Consider the following 22,726-nt stretch of genomic DNA (forward strand, 5'->3'; position numbering starts at 1 on the left):
TCCACCGGCTAGCGCCCGCCCCCGAACCCCGCCGCGCCCGCGAGCAGCGGCGACGCGGGCAGCGTGCTCAGCAGACCGCGCGCGGCGAGCAGCGGCGTGACGCCCTCGCCGAACCAGTACGCCTCCTCCAGATGCGGGTAGCCGGAGAGCACGAAGTGCTCCACGCCCAGGTCGTGGTACTCCTCGATGCGGTCGGCGACGTCCGCGTGGCTGCCGACGAGCGCCGTGCCGGCCCCGCCCCGTACCAGCCCCACGCCCGCCCACAGGTTGGGCGCGATCTCCAGCCGGTCCCGGTCCAGCGACCCGCCCCCGTGCAGGGCCAGCATCCGCTGCTGGCCCACCGACTCGCTGCGGCCGAGCAGCGCCTGCGCCGCCGCGACCGTCTCGGCGTCCAGGTCGGCGAGCAGCCGCTCGGCCGTCGCCCACGCCTCGCGGGAGGTGTCGCGGGAGATCGTGTGCAGCCGGATGCCGAAGCGCACGGTCCGGCCCCGCTCCTCGGCGAGCCCGCGGATCCAGTCGATCTTCTCCTTCACCTGCCACGGCGGCTCGCCCCAGGTCAGATAGACGTCCGCGTGCTCGGCGGCGACCGGTCCGGCCGCCGCGGACGAGCCGCCGAAGAAGACTTCCGGCAGCGGGTCCGGCGGCAGCGCGGTGAGCCCGCCCTCCACCTGGTAGTGCTCGCCCTGGAAGTCGTACGGCCGACCGCTCCACACGCCCCGCACGACCGACAGGAACTCGGCGGTGCGCGCGTACCGCTGGTCGTGGTCCAGGTGGTCGCCGAACCGCCGCTGCTCGACGGAGTCGCCGCCGGTCACCACGTTGAGCAGCAGCCGCCCGCGGGTGATCCGCTGGTAGGTCGCGGCCATCTGGGCGGCGAGCACCGGGGAGAGCACGCCCGGCCGGAACGCCACCAGGAACTTCAGCCGCTCGGTGTGCTGCGCGAGCGCGACCGTCGTCAGCCAGGCGTCCTCGCACCAGGTGCCGGTCGGCGTCAGCACGGCCTCGAAGCCGAGCCGCTCGGCCGCCTTGGCGATCTGCGCCAGGTACTCGATGTCGGGCGCGCGGACCCCGGCGACCGCGCCCGCGCGGTTCCGGGTGATCCCGCCGTCGGTGTAGGCGTGCTGGTCGACGAGGGTGCGCCCGTCGCCGCCGGTGGGCAGGAACCAGTGCAGGTGGACAGTCATCGGTCAGTCGTCCTTTCCGTAGGAGCGCGCCGGGGTGGTCGACGGCGGCAGGTCCTTGTCGAAGCGGTCGTCCACGAAGTCGGCGAAGCGGAACCGGTTCGGGACGAGGCCGAGCCCGGCGAAGGTGTCGGCGATCTTCTGCTCGGAGGCGATCGCCGCCGCGTCGAGGGCGACGGGGATGCGGGTGCCGTTGCTGCGCTTCACGGCGGCGAGCGCCACCTCGTACGGCAGGCCCGTCTCCTTCGCCCAGACCTTCGCCCACTCCTCCGGGTGGCCGAACACCCAGTCCTGGGCGCGCCGCAGCCGCTCGACGAAGTCGCCGACGGCCTTCGCCTTCTCCGGGTCCGCGAGCGCGGCGGGCGCGGCGACCTGGAAGCCGAGGCCGTTGACGACCCCGCGCCCGTCGGTGAGGACCCGCCCGGTGCCGCTCTGCAGCACCTGGGAGGTGTACGGGTCCCAGACCGCCCAGGCGTCGACCTTCCCGCTGGTGAAGGCGGCGAGCGCGTCGGCCGGCTGCAGCAGTGTGACCTGGACGTCCTTCAGCGTCAGTCCGGCCTTCTCCAGCGAGGCGATCAGCTGGAAGTGCGCCGAACTGCCCTGCGCCACCGCGACCTTCCGCCCCTTGAGGTCGCGGGCGGAGCGGAGCGGCGAGTCCTTCGGGACGAGGATCGCCTCGCCCGCCGAGTCGCCGTGGGTCGCGGCGATCACGGTGATCTTCGAGCCGGCCCCGGCGGCGAAGACCGGCGGGGTGTTGCCGACGCCGCCGACGTCGACGGCGCCCGCGTTGATGGCTTCGAGGAGTGGTGGACCGGAGGTGAAGGTGGACCACTTGACCCGGTAGGGCAGGTCGTCGAGCTCCCCGGCGGCGCGCAGGACGGCCTCGGAGCCGCCCTTCTGGTCGCCGACGTTCAGGACGAGATCGCCCTTGCCGTCGGTGTTCCCGCCGGCGTCGGCGCCCGAGGCGGGGGTGCAGGCGGTCGCGGCGAGCAGCGCGAGCGGCAGCAGCAGCGCGGCGGCGAGGGTGTGGCGGAGGGACTTCACGGATGGCTCCTAAGGGTGGGTGGCGGGTACGCGGACGGTGTGCGGGTCCGACTTGCCGACGGACTCGATCTCCTCGACGCCGAGTTCGGCGAGGAGACGGCCGCGGAGGGCGGCGAAGGCGGGGTCGCCGGGGGAGCGGGGGCGGTCGAGGCCGACCGGGGTGTCGTACGCGATGACGCCGTCGCGCATCACCAGCGCCCGGTCCGCGAGGAGCAGCGCCTCGTCCACGTCGTGGGTGACCAGGAGGACGGTGCAGCCGCGCCGCCGCCACAGCTCGGCGACGAGCCGCTGGGCCTTGATCCGGGTCAGCGCGTCGAGCGCGCCGAACGGCTCGTCGAGCAGCAGCAGGTCCGGATCCCGTACCAACGCCCTGGCCAGGGAGGCCCGTTGGGCCTCGCCGCCGGAGAGGGTCTTGGGCCACACATCGGCCCGGTGGGCGAGCCCGACCTCCTCCAGGGCCCGGTCGGCGACGGCCCGGTCCGGACGGCCCGGCAGCCCGAGGAGCACATTGCGCCACACCCGCTTCCACGGCATCAGCCGGGGAGCCTGGAAGGCGACCGCCCGGCGGCGCGGCACGAGCACGGTGCCGGAGATCTCCCGGTCCAGCCCGGCGAGCACCCGCAGCAGGGTGGACTTCCCGCAGCCGCTGTGTCCGAGCAGCGCGGTGAACTGCCCCGGTTCCAGGGTGAGATCGAGCCCGTCGACGACCGCCCGGCCGTCGAAGGAACGGGTCAGACCCCGGACGGTCACTGTCCGGTGAAGGTCGGTCGCCATTGCAGCAGCAGCCTTTCGAGAGTGCGGACGACGGCGTCGGCGAGCAGGCCGAGGAAGGCGTAGACGACGAGGCAGACGACGATCACGTCGGTGCGGAAGAACTCGCGCGCCTGGTTCATCAGGAAGCCGATCCCGGCATCGGCGTTGATGGACTCCCCGAAGACGAGCGCCAGCCAGGCGGTGGCGAGCGCGTACCGCAGCCCGGTCATCGCCCCCGGCAGCGCGCCGGGCAGCACGACGTGCCGCACGAGCCCCCATCGCCCGAGCCCCAACGACTGCCCGGCCTCCACGAGTTGGGCGTCGACGCCGCGGATGCCGGCGTACACGTTGAGATACAGATGGAAGGCGGTGCCCAGCGCGATCAGGGCGACCTTCGGCGCCTCGCCGATGCCCAGCCAGATGATCAGCAGCGGAATCAGTCCGACCCAGGGCACGGTCCGCAGCATCTGCACGGTGGCGTCGACGAGGTCCTCGCCGAGCCGGGACAGCCCGGACACCAGGGCGAGCGTGACCCCGACGGCCCCGCCGATCACCAGCCCGGCCGCCACCCGCCGCAGCGACACGCCCATCGCGGTCGGCAGGGTCCCGTCCGCGACGAGCCCGGCGGCGGACCGCGCGATGGTCCCGGGCGAGGCGAGGACGTCGGGCGCGAGCACCCCGGTGGCGCTGGACACCTGCCAGACCAACAGGAGCAGCAAGGGCCCGACGGCCCGCCGCAGCCAGCGCGGCACGACCGGCCGACGACCCGACTGGGCGGAGGGGGTGAGGGACTCGACATCCGGAATGGCGGATATGTCCGGCAGGAGGGGCGAAGGAGGGGGCGCGTGACCGACAGCCATGAAGACTCCGGAAGGGGGGAAGAGAGGAAAGGGGGGTACGCCTCACCGCAGCCCCCACCACCGCACGCGGAATACACACGCGCGCACGGCGGCAGGGATCAAGGCGTGAACGTCAGAGACGAACCGGCCGGGCGGAAGGAGGCCGGCGGGAAGAAGGCGTCAGCAGCCGCTGGGACAGGCGGCGGAGGCCACCCGCAGCAGGTCGATGTGACCGCGCGTGGTGAGCAGGGCTGTACGCGACATGGCGCGAACGTAGCGACCCGCCCCCGACACGGTCAACGGTGTCTCGGAGCGTGGACGGGCGATCCTGCACCGCGGACGGCAGGATGACCCCATGTCACACTCCTTCACCACCCGCGTCCTCAGCCTCACCACCGGCTCCCGCGAGACGGTCACCGACCTCACCCGCGCCTGCGAGGACTTCCTGACGGAGACGGCCGCGGGCCGCGACGGCCTGCTCAACCTCTTCGTCCCCCACGCCACCGCCGGCCTCGCGGTCCTGGAGACCGGCGCCGGCAGCGACAGCGACCTCCTCGCCACCCTCCACCACCTGCTCCCGGCCGACGACCGCTGGCAGCACCGCCACGGCACCCCCGGCCACGGCCGCGACCACGTCCTCCCCGCCTTCCTCCCACCCCACGCCACCCTCCCCGTCCTCGCCGGCCGCCTCTCCCTGGGCACCTGGCAGTCGGTCTGCCTGGTCGACACCAACAAGGACAATCCGGAACGCCAGGTGCGGCTGAGCTTCCTGGGCTGATCGAGCCGATCGAGATCGTCCTGGCTGCGGCCGCCCGTTCTCCTCACGCTCCGGCGATAGGGGAGCAAGGTGCGCGGTACCACCATGGACGCGATCGAGCAGCCGTACGACGGCTGCGGAAAGTGCCTGATCGGAGTACGCCGGCTGTCGCGGGTCAAGGCCGCCACGACCTCACCCGAGCGGCAGCGGGAAGACGTGCTGACGACTGCCGCCCCCATCGGCGGGCACATCATCGACTGCGCGGACCACTGGGAGGTGTCCGGTGCCACCGACCGATGACCCGTCCGAAGCTCGGTTGGAGGTCACGTCGCCCACGATGACCCGGCCCCGGAACCCCGACCTCTACGACGTTCCGCTGCTCACGTTCGACTGACCCGCAGGAGCCGGCGGAGCCAGTGGTGGCCAGGCGCGATCACCCTGATCGTGTCCGCCAGCCAGGCGCGTGCCGGAGCGTCGAGCAGAGGCAGCACCGCTTCGAAGTCGCTCTCGTCCTTGTCCCGGGTCGCCTTCGCCTTGTAGAAGAGCTGGACCTCGGGCGCGAGATACGGGATGCCCGCCTCGGTCGTGCGTCCGAACTGGTCGATCGGGAGGCGGATCGCCGGGTCACGCCGCGAGACCCACTGGGTGCCCTCGGCCTCGTCCAGCATGAGCTGCACAGACCAGGGCGCCCTGGGCGTGCGGCGGCACCAGATGTCGTGGAGCGGCGGCCGAAGGACCTCCCCAGGACGCCACGGTCGAAGCTCCCCCTGGCCGGGTGGGTCCGCCAGTACAGGTCCCAGTCGGCCAGGAGGTCCCGTACGCGGGCCTGGTCGCGCCGGAGGACGAGGACGTCGAGATCGCCGTGTGCGCGCAGCTCGCGGCCGACCGCGAGTTCGATCGCGTAGCCACCGGCGATCCACCATGGGAAGTCCGCCTTGGCGAACAGCGTGGCCACATCCTCGGGACGATCCGGCACCCAGCGTCCCCACACGTCATCACTCACCCGTCCGCGATCCCAGTGATCAGAGGGGCGGAGGCGAAGTCCGTCGGCGGGTCGACGGTCTCGCTGCCGGGCCCTGTCACCCCCCGCTTGCACCCCCCCTGCGCTCATGAACGCCCACGAGCATCAGGGACACCGGCATCCATCGTTGAGCGCGTGACTCGCGACCGGCCGCGTGGCCGGTGCTTGTGCCAACGGTCTTGCCGACGTAGCTGACGACCAGGCCCGGGGCGATCGCGACCCGGTACCCCACCTCGGTCAGGTGGCTCATGAATCCGGTCGGCCGGGGGAGGGTCGGTACCGTCATCGGCCCGGACCAGGCCGTCGGCCGATGCGAAGAACTTGGCATTGGTGCCGTAAGTGCCGGAGAGGTTGGCCATGCGGGTCCTTCCGGAGAGCTGGGGCGAGGTTCGAAGTTGCAGAGAGAGGATCTGCAGAACCCTCGGTTTGGCCGGGCCGGAGATCGCTGGCAGCGATTGCTGGTCGCCTGTGGTTCGGATGCGCGTGTGTCCTCCTGGCACAGGTGAGGGCGATGCGCGTCGTTCAGACCAGCAGGATCGACCGGTGACGTGGGGGCGGACCTGCAAATGCTCCGAGACGGACGGCGAGACCAGGGAAGGGACGCCGTCAACCGTCGTCTTCGGTATGGAGGTCGTGGCTGATGGTTCCAGCCAAAGAGCGTTGCTTTGAGCGGCAATTTGAGTGCCCCTGACGGTCTGATGCCCATCCTCCAGACATGGATGATTCGCCTGCACAAGTGTCGTGAATCTATGGCTGGGGGCCGGTGGCGCGCGCTCTTCGTCCTGCATCGAGGTGTGATCAACTCGATGTTTAAGGCGCCGGGCCCTTGCGGGATCGACGTTGGCTTCGCCGCTACTGCCGAGTTCCGCCCGGCGGCTGAAAGTGCACTTCTGCCTTCCGTTTGACGCGCATAGCGTCCTTCGACTGTGTGCCCTGCGCACGCATGTCCGAATTCCCTTGAGGAAGGCTTCACTTCGTGTCTCCTGACACACAGTTCCCCAGGTCCTTACGGCGCAGACGGATATCTCGTACGGCTGCTGCGGCGGCTCTGCTGCTGATCGTCGAGACCGCGTTCGCCGCTGGCAGCGTGGCCGTTGCGGCGCCGGCCGGGCCGGAGACGGCGGCGCCCCAGCCCCGTCAGCCGTCCGAAGAGGAGGTCCTCGCCTCCGACATGGCCTGGGCGGCCCAGCACGCCAAGGGGTCCAAGGCATGGGCGGTCCTGGAAGCGAAGAAGACCGGTAAGAAAGTCGTCGTCTCCGACGAGACGACCCCCACCACCTACACGGTTGCGAACCCCGACGGGACGCTGACCACCGAGCTGACCACTGGCCCCGAGCGCATATGGCATGACGGAAAGTGGCAGAAGGTCGATGCCGCCCTCGCTCCCACCGCCGACGGGCGTGTCATGGCCAAGAGCCACCCGAAGGGACTGCTCCTGGCCGGCCGGGGCGGAACGAAGGCGTCATCCTTGGCCGCGGCCAGGAACGCGGCCGCACGGGACCTGGTCACGCTGGGGGGTGGCGATGAGGCGGTCACCCTGCAGTGGAAGGGGGGTCTGCCCGCTCCCGTCCTGAACGGCACCACGGCCCGGTACGCGGGCGCGGTTCCCGGGGCGGACGTGATCGTCGAGGCGACCCGTACCGGGTTCGAGCAGTTCGTCGAGATCGCCGAACGGCCGAGGGGCAGCGATTACTCCTACACGCTGCCGGTCAGGGCCAAGGGTCTGACCGCGAAGGCGAACAAGGACGGATCGGTCTCCTTCGCCGATGCCGAGACCGGCGAGGTGCGGGCGACCATGCCGGCCCCCGTGATGTGGGACGCCTCCGTGGACGAGCGGTCCGGCAAGCACGAGAACCGGGCCCGGGTGGCGATGAAGGTCGTCGATAAGGGACACGGCGTCGTGGATCTGGTCGTCACTCCCGACGCGGAGTTCCTCGCGGATCCGGGGACGGCGTACCCGGTGACGGTCGACCCGTCGACCTCGGCCCTCGGGAACCTGTTCGACACCTACGTGCAGCAGGGCGAGACCGTCGACTGGTCGGCCGACACCGAGCTGGACCTCGGTAACCCGGGCACGAAGAACCCGGACGGCACCTACCGCACCGCCCGGTCCTTCATCACGTGGAACACGGCCCCCATCGCGGACGCCCTCGTGTCCTCGGCGACCCTGTCGCTGTGGAACTTCCACTCCGGCAACACTGACTGCACCGCCCAGCCCTGGGAGGTGTGGACGGCCAACAACGCCAGCACCTCCAGCCGCTGGACCAATCAGCCCGCCATGGCCGCGAAGTACGCCACCTCCACCGCGACCCGCGGCAATCCCGGCTGCAACGCCGCCGATGGGTGGATCACCGCGGACGTCACCACCCTCGCCCAGTACTGGGCCGGCCAGCAGTGGAACGTCTCCGGCATGGGGCTGCGCGCCTCCAGCGAAAGCGACCCCCTGGAGTGGAAGCGGGTCAACTCCGCGAACAACACGGCCAACCAGCCGAAGCTGACGGTCACCTACAACTACCGGCCCTCGGACGGCACGAACCGCCAGGCCGGAGCCCCGTTCAAGTCGTACGCCGGTGTGTGGGCGGTCAACACGAACACCCCGGTCCTGCGGGACACCTTCACCGACCAGAACGGCGACCAGGTCAACGGCACCTTCCAGGTCTACGACGCCGCCACCAACACTCCCATCACCACGCCGCTGGGTGAAGGACTGCTCCTGTCCCCCTACGGGGAACAGGGGAAGCCGGTGAGCGTCACCGTTCCCGCCGGACAGCTCCAGGACGGCCGGACGTACAAGTTCCGGACCAACGCCTACGACGGCACCCACTACAACCTGAACTGGTCCCCGTGGACCCAGTTCGTCGTCGACATCACGGCCCCGGACGAGCCTTCCCCCGTGGTCTCCAGCACTTACCCCGAGGGCTCCTACGGAGGCGGCGGGGGCACCCCGGGCACCTGGACGGCGACCACGGCGAGTGACGCGAACCGACTGCAGTACCGCGTCGACGGCGAGGACGCGGACCCGGAGGCGGGAGCCGTGGGCCGCGGGACCTGGCAGACGGTCAACACCACGACCACGAACGGTGCGACCACGGCCGGCTTCGCCAGCACGCCTACCGTGAACGGCGCCCACCACGTGGAGACACGAGCCGTCGATCGCGCGGACAATGTCGGCACGACCAACGAGTACGGATTCATCGCCGGTCCCGCGCCCGCTGGCCGGGCTCGCAAGGTCGAGATCACTCTCAACAGTCCGAACCCGGCGGCGCCGGACCCGGCGGACTGGGACAACCCCTACCCTGCGTTCGGCTGGAACGGGTGGGAGACCCAGACCAGTTCCGGCACGGTCACCCAGAACGTTCCCCCGCTGCTCCCCATGAGCAGGAAGACCATGCGGGCCGGGGACGCGACGATCACCATGACCCCGCTCAAGCAGCGCACCCCCGCCGCGGCGAAGGCGATCACCACCGAGCTGCGACGCACCCAGCAGCGCCAGGCGTCGGCGTCGGCCACGGCAGCCGGCTACACCGGGCCCCTCCTCGACAGCTCGTGGTGCGACACGACTCTCGTCGGACAGAAGTCGTTCATACGCCGTACCGAGGCCTGTCTGCTGTTCAGCTGGACCGTCGAAGGCAAGAACGGCACGAAGGACTACGACCAGCTGTACGAACTGATGTGGCAGTTCAAGCTCGACCCCAAGGGCAACGCGATCAAGCACTGGGTGCAAATGACGCCGCTTCTGTCCCCGATCACGGACCAGTGGCCCTCGTCCCCGAAGGCGCTGTCGTTCTCCCTCTTCGCCTCCTGCGTCCAGGGCGGTTGCGCGGAGACCGACAGCAGCTTCGTGTGGGAGACCGATCGGTCGCCGACGTGGTCTTCGGGCGCGGACACCCATCTCGCACAGGGCAATGCGGAGACCACCTGGGACGGCAGCGTCACCAACGCCGCAGGACTCCAGGACAAGGACCTGTCCCGGGCCATTCCCAACATCATCCAGGGCATCTTCAGCACGGACACCCCGAACATGGTCGTCACCGACAACCACGGCACCTCTCCAGGCTCGATCCCCGCCCGCTGCGACAAGGTGTACGGCACCGGGGGATGTGTGATAGCCGCCTACAGCCCCGGCTACTCGATGAACTCGAAGAAGTTCCCCGCGGCTGCGGCGCACGCCTGGCTGATCCAGAGCAAGCTGGCACCGGAGTACTTCGGCCGCACGCCCGTCACTCCGCTGCACTACCTGCCGGGCCGCTCCCCGACGGACCGGACCAAGTTCCGCAACGCCGCCGGCGCGGACCAGAAGGGGCGCAGCGAGACCGCGAACCGCTATCGGGTCTGCTCCGGTGCTGCAGCCAACAAGATGGTGTACCACCCGGCCACGGCGCTGCACCCGTCGTTGTCCAGCAGTAACAAGGACATCCGGTCGTGTGACGAGTACTCGTTCAACGCCACCTACGAGTCGGCGGGCATGCCCACGACGGAGGGCGGGCTGAACCCGAAGCCGGTGTCGGACGCACTGCAGGGACGCGAGTGCGTGCAGACCTACGAGACCAAGCTGCCCGACGGCACGTACCGGCTGTACGACGACGAGCGATTCGCCGCGCCGACCTGGCAGGAGACCTGTGGCCGGTCGTCGATGTCGGTCAACGTCAACTCGCAGTCGATGTCCCGCTTCGGGTCGTTCGCGTCCACGTTCCGCCTGCTCGACAAGGACACGTACTGGGTGGACATCGCTGGGTTCGACAACTGCGACCCGCTCGCCGATGTGATCAAGTGCGCTCAGACCCCGTAACCCCGGGACGCCCCGCGTGAAGGCAGCCCCCGAAACCGTGACCCTGGTTCGGGGGCTGCTTCGTGAACGGGGTCCTGGTCAGGAGTCGAGCGGACGCCAGCCGTCCTGCTCGTACAGGGGATCAGGATCGAACCAGCCCAGCCCGTCACCGGTGGGCGACAGGTAGGGCAGCATGCCCAGGGTCCGGGTGGGGCGGGCCTCGACGAGCGCGTCGGCCCCGTCCTCCAGCCACTCGGCCAGGCCGACGCCGAGCGGCTCGAGCCCGGAGGCGTCCGCCCACGTGCCGAGCATTCCCGTCCCCAGATCGAGGTACGTCCCGTACATCATCGTGTGTAGGGCAGAGGCGGTGACCGGAACGTACCGGGCCGACTCGTCGCCCGCGTACTCCGACAGCGGCGAGGCGTGGGCGCTGACCACGTGGTCGAGTGGCAGCCATGCCTGGCCGTTCGGCATGAAATCGACCGCGTTCGCCTGCCTGTGCCAGGGGTCGTCCTCACCCGAGGGAAGGAGCGGCTGTTCTCCGAACTCGTCCAGGTCGGCGCCACGCACCCCGTCATGCCGGAGGTAGAGCGCGCGGAGCTCGGGCGGGAAGCGCACCCCGAGGGCCCGCTCCGCCTCCTCGATCCGGCCCGGCGTGGCAGCCGGTCGCAGCAGCTCGTACGACCGGGGTGCATGCCGGCTCAGCCATGCCTCGACACGGTTCCACGCGGCTTCGACCCGGGCACGCTCACTCATCGTCGTCTCCAGTGTCGGTCTCGTCGTTCGCAGCGTCATCGGCGCAGAGGACCACGTTCAGGCGAGGCCGATTCGGGGGCGGCTGCGATCGGGTGCGGATATGGGTGGCCTGCTCCTCGCACGTCATGCGGTCCACGCTGCATGCCGTGAAGTCCGCTCCCGAACTGCCGCAGTCCTGCGTCGGGAGGTTCGATGAGGGGGCCGGGGAGACCACGCCGGTTCCGGTGCTCTCGGACTTCATGCCGGCGTTCAGGGCCTCGGTCGCGGTGTAGCCGAGCGCGGCGAGGGCTCCTGCGGCGACCAGGAAGACCCACGTCGTGCGCGAAGGGGACGTGACCGGCTTGGACTTGGGCTTGTCGTCCGTCATCGGGGCTCCTTTCGTGCCTCATCGGGCGGCTGGTGACGTAATCGGGCCTCATGCCGTTGAAGGATGGGCATGGTGGGTGCTCTGCTTCCTGCCGGGGTCTCGTCCTCGGACCATTGTTCCGGACCGGGGGCTGCGCAGTGGCGATCGGCGGACCCCTCGCATCTCATGCGCTCCATATCGCGCGCGGAGAGATCCACATGCGTCCCGCTGGCGTGCGGGGCCGGGGCGGTCGGCGTTGGATTCGGTGTCCCGGACTGGTCGAGCTGGTCCTCGGGCTGTTGTTGACGGCTTCGGCCGCCGTAGGATCGGCAGCGACCGCTATCCGGAGGCCGAGCGCTGCTGGGAGTTCGGGCACCGCTTCGTGAAGTATGACGACGGACTGGACACGCTGAGCGACAGGACGCGCGAGCAGCTCGACCGACGTGAGTCGGGATTCACCTCGGAGGAGCGGGAGAAGGCGGTCGCCGCCCTCCGGGTGCTGGTCACCGCGCACTCCCAGGCCGGCGACGTGTGGGCTTCACTCGGCGACCCCAGCTGTCGCCTCTTCGTGGAGCCGTACGACTCCGACGGCCTCTCCCTGACGATCGAAGCGCCGGAACCGGGCGACGACGAGGCCCGGTCGCGCCGACCGCCGAGGAGGTCGCTCACTTGCTGAAGTCCGTGGACGAGAAGCCGCTGCTGCTCGCCGAGTGGGCTGAGGCGTCCGCGGGAGCGGTACTCGCAGGGACGGCGATGGTGGTGACCGAACGCTACGACTCGTGATGCGGGTCGGCAAAGAAGCCGCGACGCCGGCGTGATGGGCTGGGAACGGCCCGCCAGCGCATGCCGAGCGGATGCTTCAGCCGTGGTGGTCACCCCGCGAGGTGACGGCCACGGCTGGACCGGCGTGCGTTGCCATCCGGATGGGCTGGGGTTGTCCTTGCGGAGGTTGGCGGACACCAACAAGGACAACCGCTCAGGACGGCGGGCCGCGCGCGACTAGAAGCCCAGCCCGGTGCGGACCTGGCCCGCCACGCGGTTCGCCAGGGCGCCCACGTCGATCTGGGGGACGATCCACTGGATGTCGCGTGCCTCGGGCAGGCGCAGTGGCTGGTCCGACTGGTAGTGGAACGGGGCGATCAGGCCGAATTCGAGGCCCGTGGGATACGAGTAGGACGCCAGTTGGTACGGGAAGCGCCACGTACCTCCGACGGCCGCCTCGATGAGGATGTCCGCCTCGATCCGCAGCGTGAGGACGGGCTGCACGCTGATGCGGGCCAGTGTGTCGAAGGTCAGGACCCCCTTCGCGTAGGTGAGCTTGGCGCCGGCGTCGAGGCCCCCGCGCAGCAGGACGCCACCGGTGAGGGTGATGCCGCCGGTGGCGCTCGCGATGGCCACGGACGCACCGATGCCGGCGCGTACGAAGAGTTCGAGCCCGGCTTCCGTGGGCAGCACGAGCCGTGCCTCCGCGGCGAGTTCGGCGTTCATCTCCTCTTCGAGGGGGTTGAAGGCGCCACGGATGACCATGTCGCGGATCTCGCCCGGGCCGAAGCGGTAGAACACGGCCAGACCGCCGCCGATCCGCGCGACCAGGCCGACCGCCCCGATGCCCAGGGGGATGGCGAAGATCGGGATGTCGGGCAGGCTGTGCCGGAACAACTCGTGGCGCGCGCCCCGCGGCTCGAGGAAGCGGTACGGCGGGAAGCGCAGCTCACCCGAGACGCGGAGTTTCCGGTCCCGGCCGTACTCGACGCCGACGGTGCCGACCAGACCGGGGCGGATCGTCAGACTGCCGGTGCCGCGGCCGCTGATCCGGCCGTCGTCGTCGAGGTGTGCCTCCAGGCGTCCGGCGAACCGGCCCCGTTTCAGCTCGACGGATCCGTCGCCGCTGAAGACGCCGTCCCGGTAGCGCAGCGCGATCTCCCCCTCGGCGCCGAGCAGACCGAACGTCGTCCGGGCGCTGCCCGAGACGCGTTCGCCGTCGTAGGTCACGTCGACGTTCACCGGGCGCAGGCCGGGAACCCTCAGGAGGGCCTTGCCGCCGTAGAGGAGCCGGTCGCCCGCCCTGCGGACGGTCAGCTGCGCCGGACTGTCGCCGGGCAGCACGAGGTCGACCGTCCCGCCGACCCGCCACGCGCCGCCGGCGACGTCCAGGCGCACCTCGCCGCCGCGCACCAGCCCGGAGGGACGGGAGGCGCGGGCGACGAAGAATCCGGTGAGCCCGGTCGCGGGGCGGTACTCCACGTCGCCGGTCGCCTCGTCGAGACCGGGGACCCGCCCGACCAGCTTCCCCTTGGCGAACAGCCCTTGGGCGTCCACCCCCGCTTCCAGGCGTCCGGTGACGAGGGAGCCGAGGACGAAGGCGACGTGACCGCCGAGCTGGAGCCGGGGGGCGATGCTCAGCGCGAGCGCGGCCTCGGTGACCTTGAACGGAGGCAGCGACAGCTTGTCGGCGGGCGCCTGCGCCGAGCCGCGGAAACCGTTGCGGTCCCAGTCGACGGTGATGGGCACCCGGGACAGCAGCGGCACGCTGGGCGTGAGGGTCCCGTGCCCTTCTAGCCCCTGCTCGGTCGAGGAGAGCGTGAGCCTGCCGGTGGACAGGTAGGGGTACAGGAAGCGGATCTTGTGATCGCCGCCGTGCAGTGACAGGGCGCCCTTGGTGAACGGCTCCTGCACGTCCAGGGTGAGCTGCTTGTCCTTGGGGTCCGGGACGCTGATGGGCAGGCGGCTGCCGGCACGTACCTCGTGCTTCTCGTGGTCGATCCAGGCGGTGACCGTGTGCGGGCCCTTGCCGGCCGAGGGGCGCGTCAGCTTCTCCAGCATGACGCCGGCGATCAGTTCCCGGGCGGCCCGGTTCTCCGGCACGGGGCTGGTCTCGATGTCGTCGCTGCCGTCGCCCGCCGGTTTGTCCGGTACCCGGATGGTCTGCCGGCTCGGGCCGCTGACCAGCGGGTAGGGCTTGTACGCGGCCCAGGCGTCGGCGGCCTTCTTCAGGTCCTCGGCCGTGGGCCGCCTCCCCGCTCTCAGGTCGGCCTCCGCCGTGAAGTGCACCTGGAGCGCCGACCCGGCCTTGCGCGACGCGAAGGGCGGTTCGAGCGGCCTCACCGGCTTGCCGTACTTCTCGGGCTGTGTGGCGCCGCCGAACCACAGGACCACGTGATCGGGCCGCTTGCGGCCCTTGGCGCCGAGCGCGTCCGAGACGGAGGCGGCGGCCTGCTGCACGTGCCGGGCGATGGTGCGGCCGCTGTCCTCGTTGTCGGGCCCGTCGTGCGGGGCGAGGTTCTCGGGCACGTTGGTCCCGCCGAGCTGGAGCTCCACGACGTGGTCGATCTGGGACTGCACGGAGTCCACGTACGGGTTGAAGTCCGCGGCCGTCGCGGACACGGTCCCGCCGGCCTCCTTCCACCAGGCCGCCGCCTGGTCGCGGGGCCACTGCATCCGCAGCAGCCACAGGTTGCGCAGCTCCTTCGAGGGCGCCCGCTTCTCCCAGAGCCCGGAACTCGGGCGGTTGCCGGACATCTTGACGACCGCTTGCAAGCCTCCGGCCTTGGCGATGGCGTCGTACGTCTCCTTCCAGGGGCCCTTGTTCTCCGGGACGACGAACGTGCCCAGATTGACGCGGACCATGCCGGCCGGGTCACCGGGGGAGCGCTGCTCCTCCTGGACGGTGCGCTTCTCGTCCGCGTAGTCGACGGTGTACTGGTCCTGGGCCTCCAGTTTCGTCCAGCTCATGTCGGCGCGGCCCAGGAAGGGACCGGCGGCCCGCTCCCACCGCCATCCGGCGGGCAGAGGCTCGCCGCGCGCGTGGAACGCCGCCGCGGTGTGCGCCTGCCGTTCCAGGCGCGCGTCGGCGTCCGGCGGGGCCACCGACGGGTGCGTCCGCAGGAAGCCCGGTGCGGCGGGGCGGCCGCCGTGCTGGGCGACATGGGCCAGCTCGTGCGCGATGAGGGCCCGGCCGCGGCGGGACAGCGGGTCGTACGCGCCGTGCGAGAAGACGACGTCGTGGCCCACGGTGTAGGCCAGGGCGCCGAGTTCACCGGCCGCGCGGTCCGCCTCCGGACCCACGTGGACGCGCACCGGCGAGAAGTCGTGCCCGTAGCTCGTGGAGAGCTGGTCGCGGACCCCCGGTTCGAGGGGCGCGCCCCGGCCCTGGAGACCCGAGGCGGCGGTGCTGTGGACGGCGTCGGTCATGACGGCACCCAGCCGCGGATCTCGTGGGCGGCCAGCGGGCGTTCGAGCTTGTCGCACTCGATTCTCGCGGCGTCGAGGACGTGCCGCATTCCGACCGGCGCTCCCTCGTCGGCGGCGAGGAACGCGGCGTGCATCGCGAGCTGGGCGACGGTGCCGCCGCTGACCGCCAGTTGGGCCAGTCTCCGCGGATCGAGACCTTCCGTGGGCACGCCGGGCGGGAAGGCGCCGGCCCACAGCAGGGCCCGCTGCTCGGCGTCCGGGAACGGGAAGGTCACGACGAACCGCATCCGGCGGACGAACGCGGGGTCGATGGCCTCGCGGGCGTTCGTGGTCAGGATCGCGACGCCGCGGAACGTCTCCAGACGCTGCAGCAGGTACGACACCTCGAGGTTGGCGTAGCGGTCCCGGCTGTCCCGCACCTGGGTGCGCTTGGCGAAGAGCGCGTCACCCTCGTCGAAGAGCAGCACCGAGCCGGTCTCGGCGGCGTCGAACAGCCGGGCGAGATGCTTCTCCGTCTCGCCGATGTACTTGCTGACCACCTGGCTGAGGTCCGCGGCGATCACGTCGAAGCCCAGCTCGTGGGCGACGGCCTCGGCGGCCGTGGTCTTGCCGGTGCCGCTGGGGCCGGCGAACAGGGCGGTGACGGCGAGCCCGCGGCTGCGTTCGGCGTATCCCCACTCGCCGTGCACCCGTCGGCGTCGCCTCACGTGCGCCAGCAGCGCGCGCAGGGAACGCGTCGCCTGATCGGGCAGGACCAGGTCGTCCAGGCCGGCCACCGGCCTGCGTACCGTCGCCAGGCCGTGCAGGGGCCGCTCCGCGATGGACCGGCAGACGGCGGAGATGTCGGCGGCCGTGGCGCGGCGGGTCCCGGGGTCCGCGGCCGGGTGCCCGGGGACGGCGGCGAGCCGGGCGGACCGCTCCACGGCCAGTGCGACACCGGCCGGGGTGAGGGGGTGCCGGTCGGCGAGTTCGTCCGCGTCCCCGGCCAGGCCCGCCTCCCGCAGGGCCGCGGCGAACAGCTCCCGGCGTTCCTCCGCCGTCACGGCCGGCAGCCGCAGCACGGCGAGGTCGCCACCCGCCGGGGCCTCGTCGACGGACAGCACGGCGGGTACGCCGAGCGGCGTGCCGGCGGTGAGCAGCCGGACGCAGCGCGGCAGGGTCTCGGGGGTTCCCTCGACGAGCAGCATCCGCAGTCCGAGGCCCGCCTCCCGGGCGAGCAGGCGCGCGAGCGTGTCCATGTCGGGTGCGGTGTCGGGCAGATCCCGGCCGTCCACGGCGAGGACGGTGAGCCCGATGCGCTCGCCGGCGTCGACGACGGCCTGGCGCCGGGTGAGCCGGTCCTCGCCCGCCAGCAGACAGGCATCGGCGCCGGGTCCGGGACGGACCAGTGCGGCCAGGGACGCCACGACCGAGTCCTGTCCGGGAGCCAGCCCGCACTGCGGAGCGACGAGGCGGGCGCGTCCGGCGAGCCGGTCGTCCGTGGTGTCGGCTCCGAGCAGCGCGTGCAGGATGCGCTCGTCGACGGCGAGGGGGAGCTGGGAGAGGCCGCCGAATTCGGTCGGCGGCAGCTGGGCCGGCAGGTCGAGCAGCCGCCAGCCGCGCAGCGGAGCGTCGGGCAGCAGGGCGCTCCAGTGCGCGTCCGGCAGCTCGACCAGGGCGCGTGCGAAGGTGACGGGGCCGGTCGCGGTCGGCAGGCCCAGCTCGGGTGCGGCGACCGCGACCAGTACGTCCCGCTCGAACGCGGTGAGGGCGAACAGCCCGCAGAGCCGGTCGAGGGCCGTGGGCAGGCCCGTCGCCTCCCGGACCTCGGCGGCCAGCAGCTCGGCGGCGCGGGCGGGTTCGTCCGCCTCGTCCGGGCGGGCGTCGAGACGGGCCGCCGCGGCGGCGGCCACCAGGGCGAGGTGCCGCTGGTTGTCGCGGGCCCAGATCCGGTCGCGGTCGCCCGCGTCGATTCGGGGCCGGGTGTCGGAAGAGGTCACAGCGTCACCACCGGAAGGACGTACAGGCCGTGGGAGTCCAGGGCCGGGAGACTGCGCGCGCCGTCGACCTCCAGGGTGACCCGATACGGGCCCGCGGGGGCGTCGGTCACCGCGAAGTCCACCTGGGCGGCGGGGGGAGCGCCGGCCGGCAGGCCGGCCGGCAGGGCGAGCGACACCTCCGACCCGGGCGCGGTGGCGTCCAGCAGCAGCCGCACCCGGTTGCCGTGCCCCACCGCAGGGGTCACGGCGGCCGAGACGGTGCCCGTGCGCAGCCCCGGCTGCGTGCCGGTGGCGGTGGTCACGGTGACCGCGCCGAGCGTCGGGACCACCATCACCACCACCGGCGCGCTGACCTGTGTCGGGCGCGTCGTCGACAGCGCGGGATCGGGCGGCGGCCCGCTCCTGCGGACGGTGATCCGCCGCGGGCCGGGCGCGAGTGCCGGCGACGCCACCACGAGGTGCGTGTCGTCCACGGCCGTGACACCGGGGACGAGGACCCCGTCGATCAGCACCTCGCTCGTCTCGCCCTCGCGGGCGGAGAGGGCGTGGCCGTGCAGGTGGAGATCGGGCATGGTGGCGGCGGCCCGTACGGGAGCCCCCCTGCCCTCGGGCCCCGCGGCGCCGTCCAGCCGGGGCGGGGTGAAGGGTGTGGCGCCCGCCAGGATCCTGCGGACCGGGAGGACCGCCCCGGGATCGCCGTGGCCGTCCACGAGCACCGGGCCGGCGACGACGGCCAGCGTCACCGCGAAGGAGGCGGGCGGGTAGAGCGCCCACAACCGGGTCAGCTCGTCCGTCGACAGCGCTTCGGGTGTGAAGCGGACCGGTTCGTCGGCCTGCGCCAGGTCGTTGTCGGCGATCTCGGGGTGGGCCGCCGCGGCCTCGGCGAGCAGGGTGTCGGTCACCACGGGCGCGGTGTGCAGCGCGGCGGCCGTCCCGGCCAGGAGCAGCTGGGTCTCCCACTCGTTGGTGCCGCGGAACGTGAACAGATAGTGCAGGTCGAGCGCGGCCCGCGGTTTCTGCCGCAGATGACCGGCGGACGAACGGGTGGGCAGGTCCGCCAGGGAGACGGTCGGATTGCGCGTGACCCGGTACAGGTGCACGCCGACGCGGGCGGTGTCTCCCGTGTCGTCGAGGGATCCGGGGGCGACCACCGGGCCGGGGTTGATGCCGAGCCGGTTCACGGCCGCCTGCACATGGGTGGCGAGGGCGGCGGTGACGGCGGGCACGGCGAGGGCGTTGCTCATCGGGTCCTCACCACAGCGTGCTCAGGTCGTCGATGTCGGTGAACCACTGCTCGATGCCGTTGGTCAGGATGTCGGTCTTCTCGACGGCGGCCTCCGCGTCGGCGTCGATCGAGCTGCGCAGCTGCACCAGGATCTCCTGGAGCAGGGGGTCGTTCTGGGCCGCGTCCTGGACCTCCGTGACGTCGAGCACCCGGGCCGTCGTGTCGAGTTCGGCCTTCTCGGCCATCAGGGCGCTGTGGGCGGCCTCGACGAGCGTGTCGAGTTCCCCGCTCACCTGCGAGAGGAAGAGGTCCAGGGACTCGTCCACCCAGTCGGTGTCGTCGCTCGCCTCGTCCAGCCGCGGCACGACCACGATCATCCCCGGACGCGGACGGTCGAGGTCGAGGCCCGGATTGGCCGCGCGGATCGCCTGCGCCGCCTTCTCCTTCACCGCCTTGGCCGTTCTGGTCTTCAGGAGCCGTGTGACGAGGGCGGCGAGTGTCTTCTCCTGCTCGACGACGACGATCGGCATCGGTGCGGGGTCCTTCCGGAGGTCGGGTCGGATGGTGCGGAAGAGGGCGGGGGCGTCCGGACCCCCGGGGGCGGGTGCCGGACGCGCCGTCAGAGGATGTTCAGCACATTGAGGTTCAGCCACTTCGGGTCGATGGAGTGCGTCGGGTCCATGGGGTCGTCCGGGCCGATGCCGCCGCTGGTGATGTTCCCGAGCACGGCGACGTGGGCCGGATCGACGTCGAAGAGGATCGACGGACGGCCGCCCCTGGCACGGTTGCCGGTCACGGTGGCGGTCCTGGCCCGCACGGCGAGCGCGGCCGGGTCCGAGTCGCCCTGCTGGCGGAGCTGGTTGGCGGAGACGACGGCGTCCCCCGCCATGTCGATCCGCGCCGCCGGGAACTGGGCACCGCCGGTGAGGGTGTTGGCGGAGACGATCAGGCCGACGTCGTTCGAGGCGAGCGTGAACGCGGTGTTCGGGCCGATCAGATACCCGACCCGGTCCCCGACGACGGAGACGTACGGGCCGATGTGCGCGGTGCGGAAGGGCGCGTCCCCGTCGTCCTCGCGGTCGCCGCCCACGAGCAGTCCGCTCCACGGGGCGCGGCTGTCGTCGTCGACGTCGTCGGGCGTCCGCCGGCAGACGTTGCTCTCGATGGCGCTGCGGGTGAAGACGGAGACGTGGATGCCGAGGTACCGGTCGTTCTCGCTGGCCCCCGCCCGGCCGACCGACTCCACCGTGTTGCCGTGGATCCGGGACTCCCGGCAGGCCAGTACGGCCATGCCGGTCTTGCGTTCCGGACCGCCGCCCTCCCCGTCGTCGGTGGAGGGCGTGGTGACGTTGGAGACGGTGTTCGACGCGACGAACGCGTGGTCCGCGCCGACGAGGCGGATGGCGTGGACGCTGGCGGGAGGGGTGCCGAACGGGCGCGGGATGATGTCCCGCAGCGTGTTGCCGACGATCCGGGCGTCGGCCGGCCTGCCGCTCTCGGCGACCACGATGCCCTCGACGGCCCGTTCGATCGTGTTGTGCGCGACGTCGAGGTCGCCGGTCGGCACGCGCAGGAGGATGCCCGGGCCCATGACGTGGCGGATGCGATTGCCCGCGACGCGGGTGGTGCCGCGCAGGACGCCGCTCACGCCGCGCCGCACGACGATCCCGTGGGACGGGCCGGGGTCCGGTTCCGGGGTGCCGACGATCGTGTTGTCCCGGACGGTGTAGCCGCTCGCGTCCACCTCGATGCCGACCCCGTCGGCCTGCACGTGATTGCCGACGACGTCGAACGAGCCCCGGGGCGAGAGCGCGCCGCGCAGGCGGAGGGCGGCGCTGTGCGTGAACAGGACCGTGTTGTCGCGGAGGGTGTTGCGGAGGACGTGCGCCGCGCTGCCCCGGAACTGCACGCCCGACGAGAAGCACATCATCCGGTTGCCGGCGATCTCCAGATCGGCCGTCAGCAGATGGGCCCTGATGTTCTCGCCGTCGCCGCCGTCGCCGCCGTCCAGGTACTCCTGGGACTCGACGCCGGTCCGGCCGATGATGTCGCAGTCCAGGATCCTGGTCCGCAGCGACGCGCCCGACAGCTCGAAGGCCGTGCCCGTCTCGCCGTCCGTCCCGCCGCCGATGGCCAGCGCGGTCAGCCGCCGCGCGGTGACCGCGGCCGTGACGGCGAACCGGAGCGCCGGCGCGCCACCGCTGGAGATGACGGTGAGGTCCTCCAGGGTGACGAAGGCCGAGAGGCCGATGTCGAAGCCGCCGCTCTCGCCGACGAGCAGGGTGCCCGTGCCCTGCCCGTGGACGCGCACCGACCGCGCCCTCCGCATCCGTACGGGCCCCTCGACGAGGTGGTACACACCGGGGGAGAGACAGACCGAGCCGCCCTCCTCCGCGACGGAGTCCACCGCCGCCTGCACCGTCAGGGCACCGCTCGCGTGCGACTCCGGGGTCACGCAGACCGTGCAGTCCCCGCAGCCTCCGCCGTCCGGCCACAGGGTGCGGCAGTCCTCCGCCTCGCCGGGGAACGTGACGACGGCCAGCCGGGCGTAGTGGTGGTGGACGCCCAACGGGGGCGCCGCGAACAGCCGCTCGACGGAGGCCGTGGCGGTGCGCGCGGCGAAGATCCAGTGGTCGCCGGTGCGGAAGACGCCGCCGGGGGCGTCCAGCGTCACGGTGATCCCGTGTTCGAGGACGACCGGCACACCCCCGTACACCTTGATGACCCCCGTGGAGTCGTCGGCGTCCAGGTCCTGGAGCACGGTGCCGTCCCCGCTCCTGATCGTGCCCGTGTTGTCCCAGCGGCGGATCGCCAGCCTCCCCCGCGACGCCTCCTCGGCCGTCGCGGTCAGCTCGGCCGGGAGCGGTGGGGCGATGGTGATCGTCCCGTCGCCGTGCACCGCCTCGATCCGGCTCATGTGACCGGGCCGCTCGTCGAGCTCCAGCACGTCGCCGAGGATCTCCACCCAGTCGTTCTCACGCAGCCCGAGCACCGTGTCCCGGCCCAGGTGCTCGGGCCGCAGCCGGTCCGGCGCCAGGACCTCGACGACCCGCATGGCGACCGAGGCGTTGTCGCGGGACCACTTGAACGTGGCGGTGCCGACGGGGCCCCCGTCGTGGATCTGCACCCGGTAGGTCTGGTTCTCCAGGCCGCGGTAGTCGCCGGTGGGCGGCAGCGCGCACGGGTTGTCGGGCCCGGGCACGAAGATCGCGTCGGTGGTGAGCCGGCCGGCCGAGGGAGCGATGACCTCGGCCCAGCCCGGGATGTCCTCGTCGCCGGTGCCGCAGTCGACACCGGGGGTGTCGGGCTCGTGCACGCGCACCCGCCACACCGTCTGGGTGCGGACGGTGGTGTCGACGCCCACGGCCTCCTCGATCAGGTCCGGCTCGTTGAGCGGGGTCACTTCCCGCTGCCACACGTCCAGGTACACCAGGTGGGTGCCGGTGGTGGGCAGCGGCGTCGGGTTCGGCCAGTAGGGCTGGTTCACGTACGCGGTGTCCGTCGTGCACACCGGGCCGGCGAGCAGCGGGTCGAAGGCGAAGTCGAGCCCCGACCCGTGGTTCTCCGCGAGCAGACCGTCGACGTACATGCGGCCGCGGCCGATGGTGAGGCCCTCGGCCGAGCCGGTGATCCGGAACGCGTCCGGTGTCGTCCGGGGGACGACGGCGACGCCGGCGATCCCCTCCGAGGTCCCCGGACTGCCGAGATCGGCGGCGGCGGCACGCAGCCTGCGGTCGACGATCGCCACGAACTCGTTCCAGTCGGAGTCGAGCAGCAGTCGGCCCTGCTGCATGACGACGCCGGAGTGGTCGCGCAGCGCGTCGAACCGCACGCGGCTCAGATCGGCTCCCATGGGGAGGCCTCCT

General features: G+C 71.8%; 15 protein-coding genes and 1 pseudogene. 4 read left to right on the forward strand and 12 right to left on the reverse strand.

Features of this window, described 5'->3' with window-relative positions; translation table 11 throughout:
• Positions 1–8: 8 nt before the first annotated feature.
• From ACFW1I_RS15175 to ACFW1I_RS15190, 4 genes are read right to left on the reverse strand one after another with little or no spacing between them, the layout of a single operon-like run.
• Positions 9–1,184: an LLM class flavin-dependent oxidoreductase gene (locus ACFW1I_RS15175; protein WP_384669917.1), complete on the reverse strand. Its 1,176-nt coding sequence runs from the start codon at positions 1,182–1,184 to the stop codon at positions 9–11.
• Positions 1,185–1,187: 3 nt separating this feature from the next.
• Positions 1,188–2,225 carry an ABC transporter substrate-binding protein gene (locus tag ACFW1I_RS15180; protein ID WP_384669918.1) on the reverse strand — a complete coding sequence of 346 codons (1,038 nt, stop codon included), beginning with the start codon at positions 2,223–2,225 and terminating at the stop codon, positions 1,188–1,190.
• Between the two features lie 9 nt (positions 2,226–2,234).
• Entirely contained in the window at positions 2,235–2,999 is a 765-nt protein-coding gene (locus ACFW1I_RS15185; RefSeq protein WP_384669919.1) for an ABC transporter ATP-binding protein, read from the reverse strand.
• A complete protein-coding gene (locus ACFW1I_RS15190; protein WP_384669920.1) occupies positions 2,972–3,838 on the reverse strand; it encodes an ABC transporter permease in 867 nt (288 codons plus the stop codon). Before ACFW1I_RS15190 ends, ACFW1I_RS15185 begins: the two co-directional genes overlap by 28 nt.
• Positions 3,839–4,172: 334 nt before the next feature.
• Between ACFW1I_RS15190 and ACFW1I_RS15195 the strand changes: the two genes are divergently transcribed.
• Both ACFW1I_RS15195 and ACFW1I_RS15200 read left to right on the forward strand, forming a co-directional pair.
• Entirely contained in the window at positions 4,173–4,595 is a 423-nt protein-coding gene (locus tag ACFW1I_RS15195) for a YjbQ family protein (RefSeq protein WP_384669922.1), read from the forward strand.
• Between the two features lie 69 nt (positions 4,596–4,664).
• Positions 4,665–4,874 (forward strand): integrase, encoded by a 210-nt coding sequence (locus tag ACFW1I_RS15200; RefSeq protein ID WP_384669923.1) that lies wholly within the window; start codon positions 4,665–4,667, stop codon positions 4,872–4,874.
• Positions 4,875–4,954: 80 nt separating this feature from the next.
• Here ACFW1I_RS15200 and ACFW1I_RS15205 read toward each other — a convergent pair.
• Positions 4,955–5,577, reverse strand: a pseudogene (locus tag ACFW1I_RS15205) (nucleotidyltransferase domain-containing protein).
• Positions 5,578–6,682: 1,105 nt separating this feature from the next.
• Between ACFW1I_RS15205 and ACFW1I_RS15210 the strand changes: the two are divergent.
• Entirely contained in the window at positions 6,683–10,384 is a 3,702-nt protein-coding gene (locus tag ACFW1I_RS15210; RefSeq protein WP_384669924.1) for a DNRLRE domain-containing protein, read from the forward strand.
• Between the two features lie 78 nt (positions 10,385–10,462).
• Here ACFW1I_RS15210 and ACFW1I_RS15215 read toward each other — a convergent pair whose 3' ends face one another.
• Positions 10,463–11,119, reverse strand: coding sequence for an SMI1/KNR4 family protein (locus ACFW1I_RS15215; protein ID WP_384669926.1), 657 nt, complete (start codon positions 11,117–11,119; stop codon positions 10,463–10,465).
• Complete coding sequence (locus ACFW1I_RS15220; RefSeq protein ID WP_384669927.1) at positions 11,112–11,486, reverse strand: hypothetical protein; 375 nt, start codon at positions 11,484–11,486, stop codon at positions 11,112–11,114. Before ACFW1I_RS15220 ends, ACFW1I_RS15215 begins: the two co-directional genes overlap by 8 nt.
• A gap of 244 nt (positions 11,487–11,730) precedes the next feature.
• On the opposite strand from ACFW1I_RS15220, the gene ACFW1I_RS15225 reads away from it, so the two are divergent.
• Positions 11,731–12,141 carry a hypothetical protein gene (locus ACFW1I_RS15225; protein ID WP_384669928.1) on the forward strand — a complete coding sequence of 137 codons (411 nt, stop codon included), beginning with the start codon at positions 11,731–11,733 and terminating at the stop codon, positions 12,139–12,141.
• A gap of 323 nt (positions 12,142–12,464) precedes the next feature.
• Here ACFW1I_RS15225 and ACFW1I_RS15230 read toward each other — a convergent pair whose 3' ends face one another.
• The 5 genes from ACFW1I_RS15230 to ACFW1I_RS15250 form a co-directional block, all read right to left on the reverse strand.
• Positions 12,465–15,656, reverse strand: coding sequence for a DUF4157 domain-containing protein (locus ACFW1I_RS15230; RefSeq protein WP_384669929.1), 3,192 nt, complete (start codon positions 15,654–15,656; stop codon positions 12,465–12,467).
• Complete coding sequence (locus ACFW1I_RS15235; RefSeq protein ID WP_384669930.1) at positions 15,653–17,635, reverse strand: ATP-binding protein; 1,983 nt, start codon at positions 17,633–17,635, stop codon at positions 15,653–15,655. The genes ACFW1I_RS15230 and ACFW1I_RS15235 overlap by 4 nt, the downstream gene beginning before the upstream one ends.
• Entirely contained in the window at positions 17,632–18,879 is a 1,248-nt protein-coding gene (locus ACFW1I_RS15240; RefSeq protein WP_384669931.1) for a Pvc16 family protein, read from the reverse strand. The genes ACFW1I_RS15235 and ACFW1I_RS15240 overlap by 4 nt, the downstream gene beginning before the upstream one ends.
• Before the next feature lie 7 nt (positions 18,880–18,886).
• Complete coding sequence (locus tag ACFW1I_RS15245; protein ID WP_384669932.1) at positions 18,887–19,390, reverse strand: hypothetical protein; 504 nt, start codon at positions 19,388–19,390, stop codon at positions 18,887–18,889.
• A gap of 89 nt (positions 19,391–19,479) precedes the next feature.
• The gene (locus tag ACFW1I_RS15250; protein WP_384669933.1) at positions 19,480–22,713 is read right to left on the reverse strand and encodes a DUF6519 domain-containing protein; all 3,234 of its coding nucleotides are present in this window, start codon (positions 22,711–22,713) and stop codon (positions 19,480–19,482) included.
• Positions 22,714–22,726: the final 13 nt, after the last annotated feature.

Source organism: Streptomyces sp. NPDC058955 (assembly GCF_042741435.1).
GTDB lineage: Bacteria > Actinomycetota > Actinomycetes > Streptomycetales > Streptomycetaceae > Streptomyces.

What these genes read in the sequence shown, in the direction of transcription:
- ACFW1I_RS15175 (WP_384669917.1), bottom strand. Translation starts at nt 1,184, where the DNA reads ATGACTGTCCACCTGCACTGGTTCCTGCCCACCGGCGGCGACGGGCGC.
- ACFW1I_RS15185 (WP_384669919.1), bottom strand. Translation starts at nt 2,999, where the DNA reads ATGGCGACCGACCTTCACCGGACAGTGACCGTCCGGGGTCTGACCCGT.
- ACFW1I_RS15190 (WP_384669920.1), bottom strand. Translation starts at nt 3,838, where the DNA reads ATGGCTGTCGGTCACGCGCCCCCTCCTTCGCCCCTCCTGCCGGACATA.
- ACFW1I_RS15195 (WP_384669922.1), top strand. Translation starts at nt 4,173, where the DNA reads ATGTCACACTCCTTCACCACCCGCGTCCTCAGCCTCACCACCGGCTCC.
- ACFW1I_RS15215 (WP_384669926.1), bottom strand. Translation starts at nt 11,119, where the DNA reads ATGAGTGAGCGTGCCCGGGTCGAAGCCGCGTGGAACCGTGTCGAGGCA.
- ACFW1I_RS15220 (WP_384669927.1), bottom strand. Translation starts at nt 11,486, where the DNA reads ATGACGGACGACAAGCCCAAGTCCAAGCCGGTCACGTCCCCTTCGCGC.
- ACFW1I_RS15230 (WP_384669929.1), bottom strand. Translation starts at nt 15,656, where the DNA reads ATGACCGACGCCGTCCACAGCACCGCCGCCTCGGGTCTCCAGGGCCGG.
- ACFW1I_RS15240 (WP_384669931.1), bottom strand. Translation starts at nt 18,879, where the DNA reads ATGAGCAACGCCCTCGCCGTGCCCGCCGTCACCGCCGCCCTCGCCACC.
- ACFW1I_RS15245 (WP_384669932.1), bottom strand. Translation starts at nt 19,390, where the DNA reads ATGCCGATCGTCGTCGTCGAGCAGGAGAAGACACTCGCCGCCCTCGTC.
- ACFW1I_RS15250 (WP_384669933.1), bottom strand. Translation starts at nt 22,713, where the DNA reads ATGGGAGCCGATCTGAGCCGCGTGCGGTTCGACGCGCTGCGCGACCAC.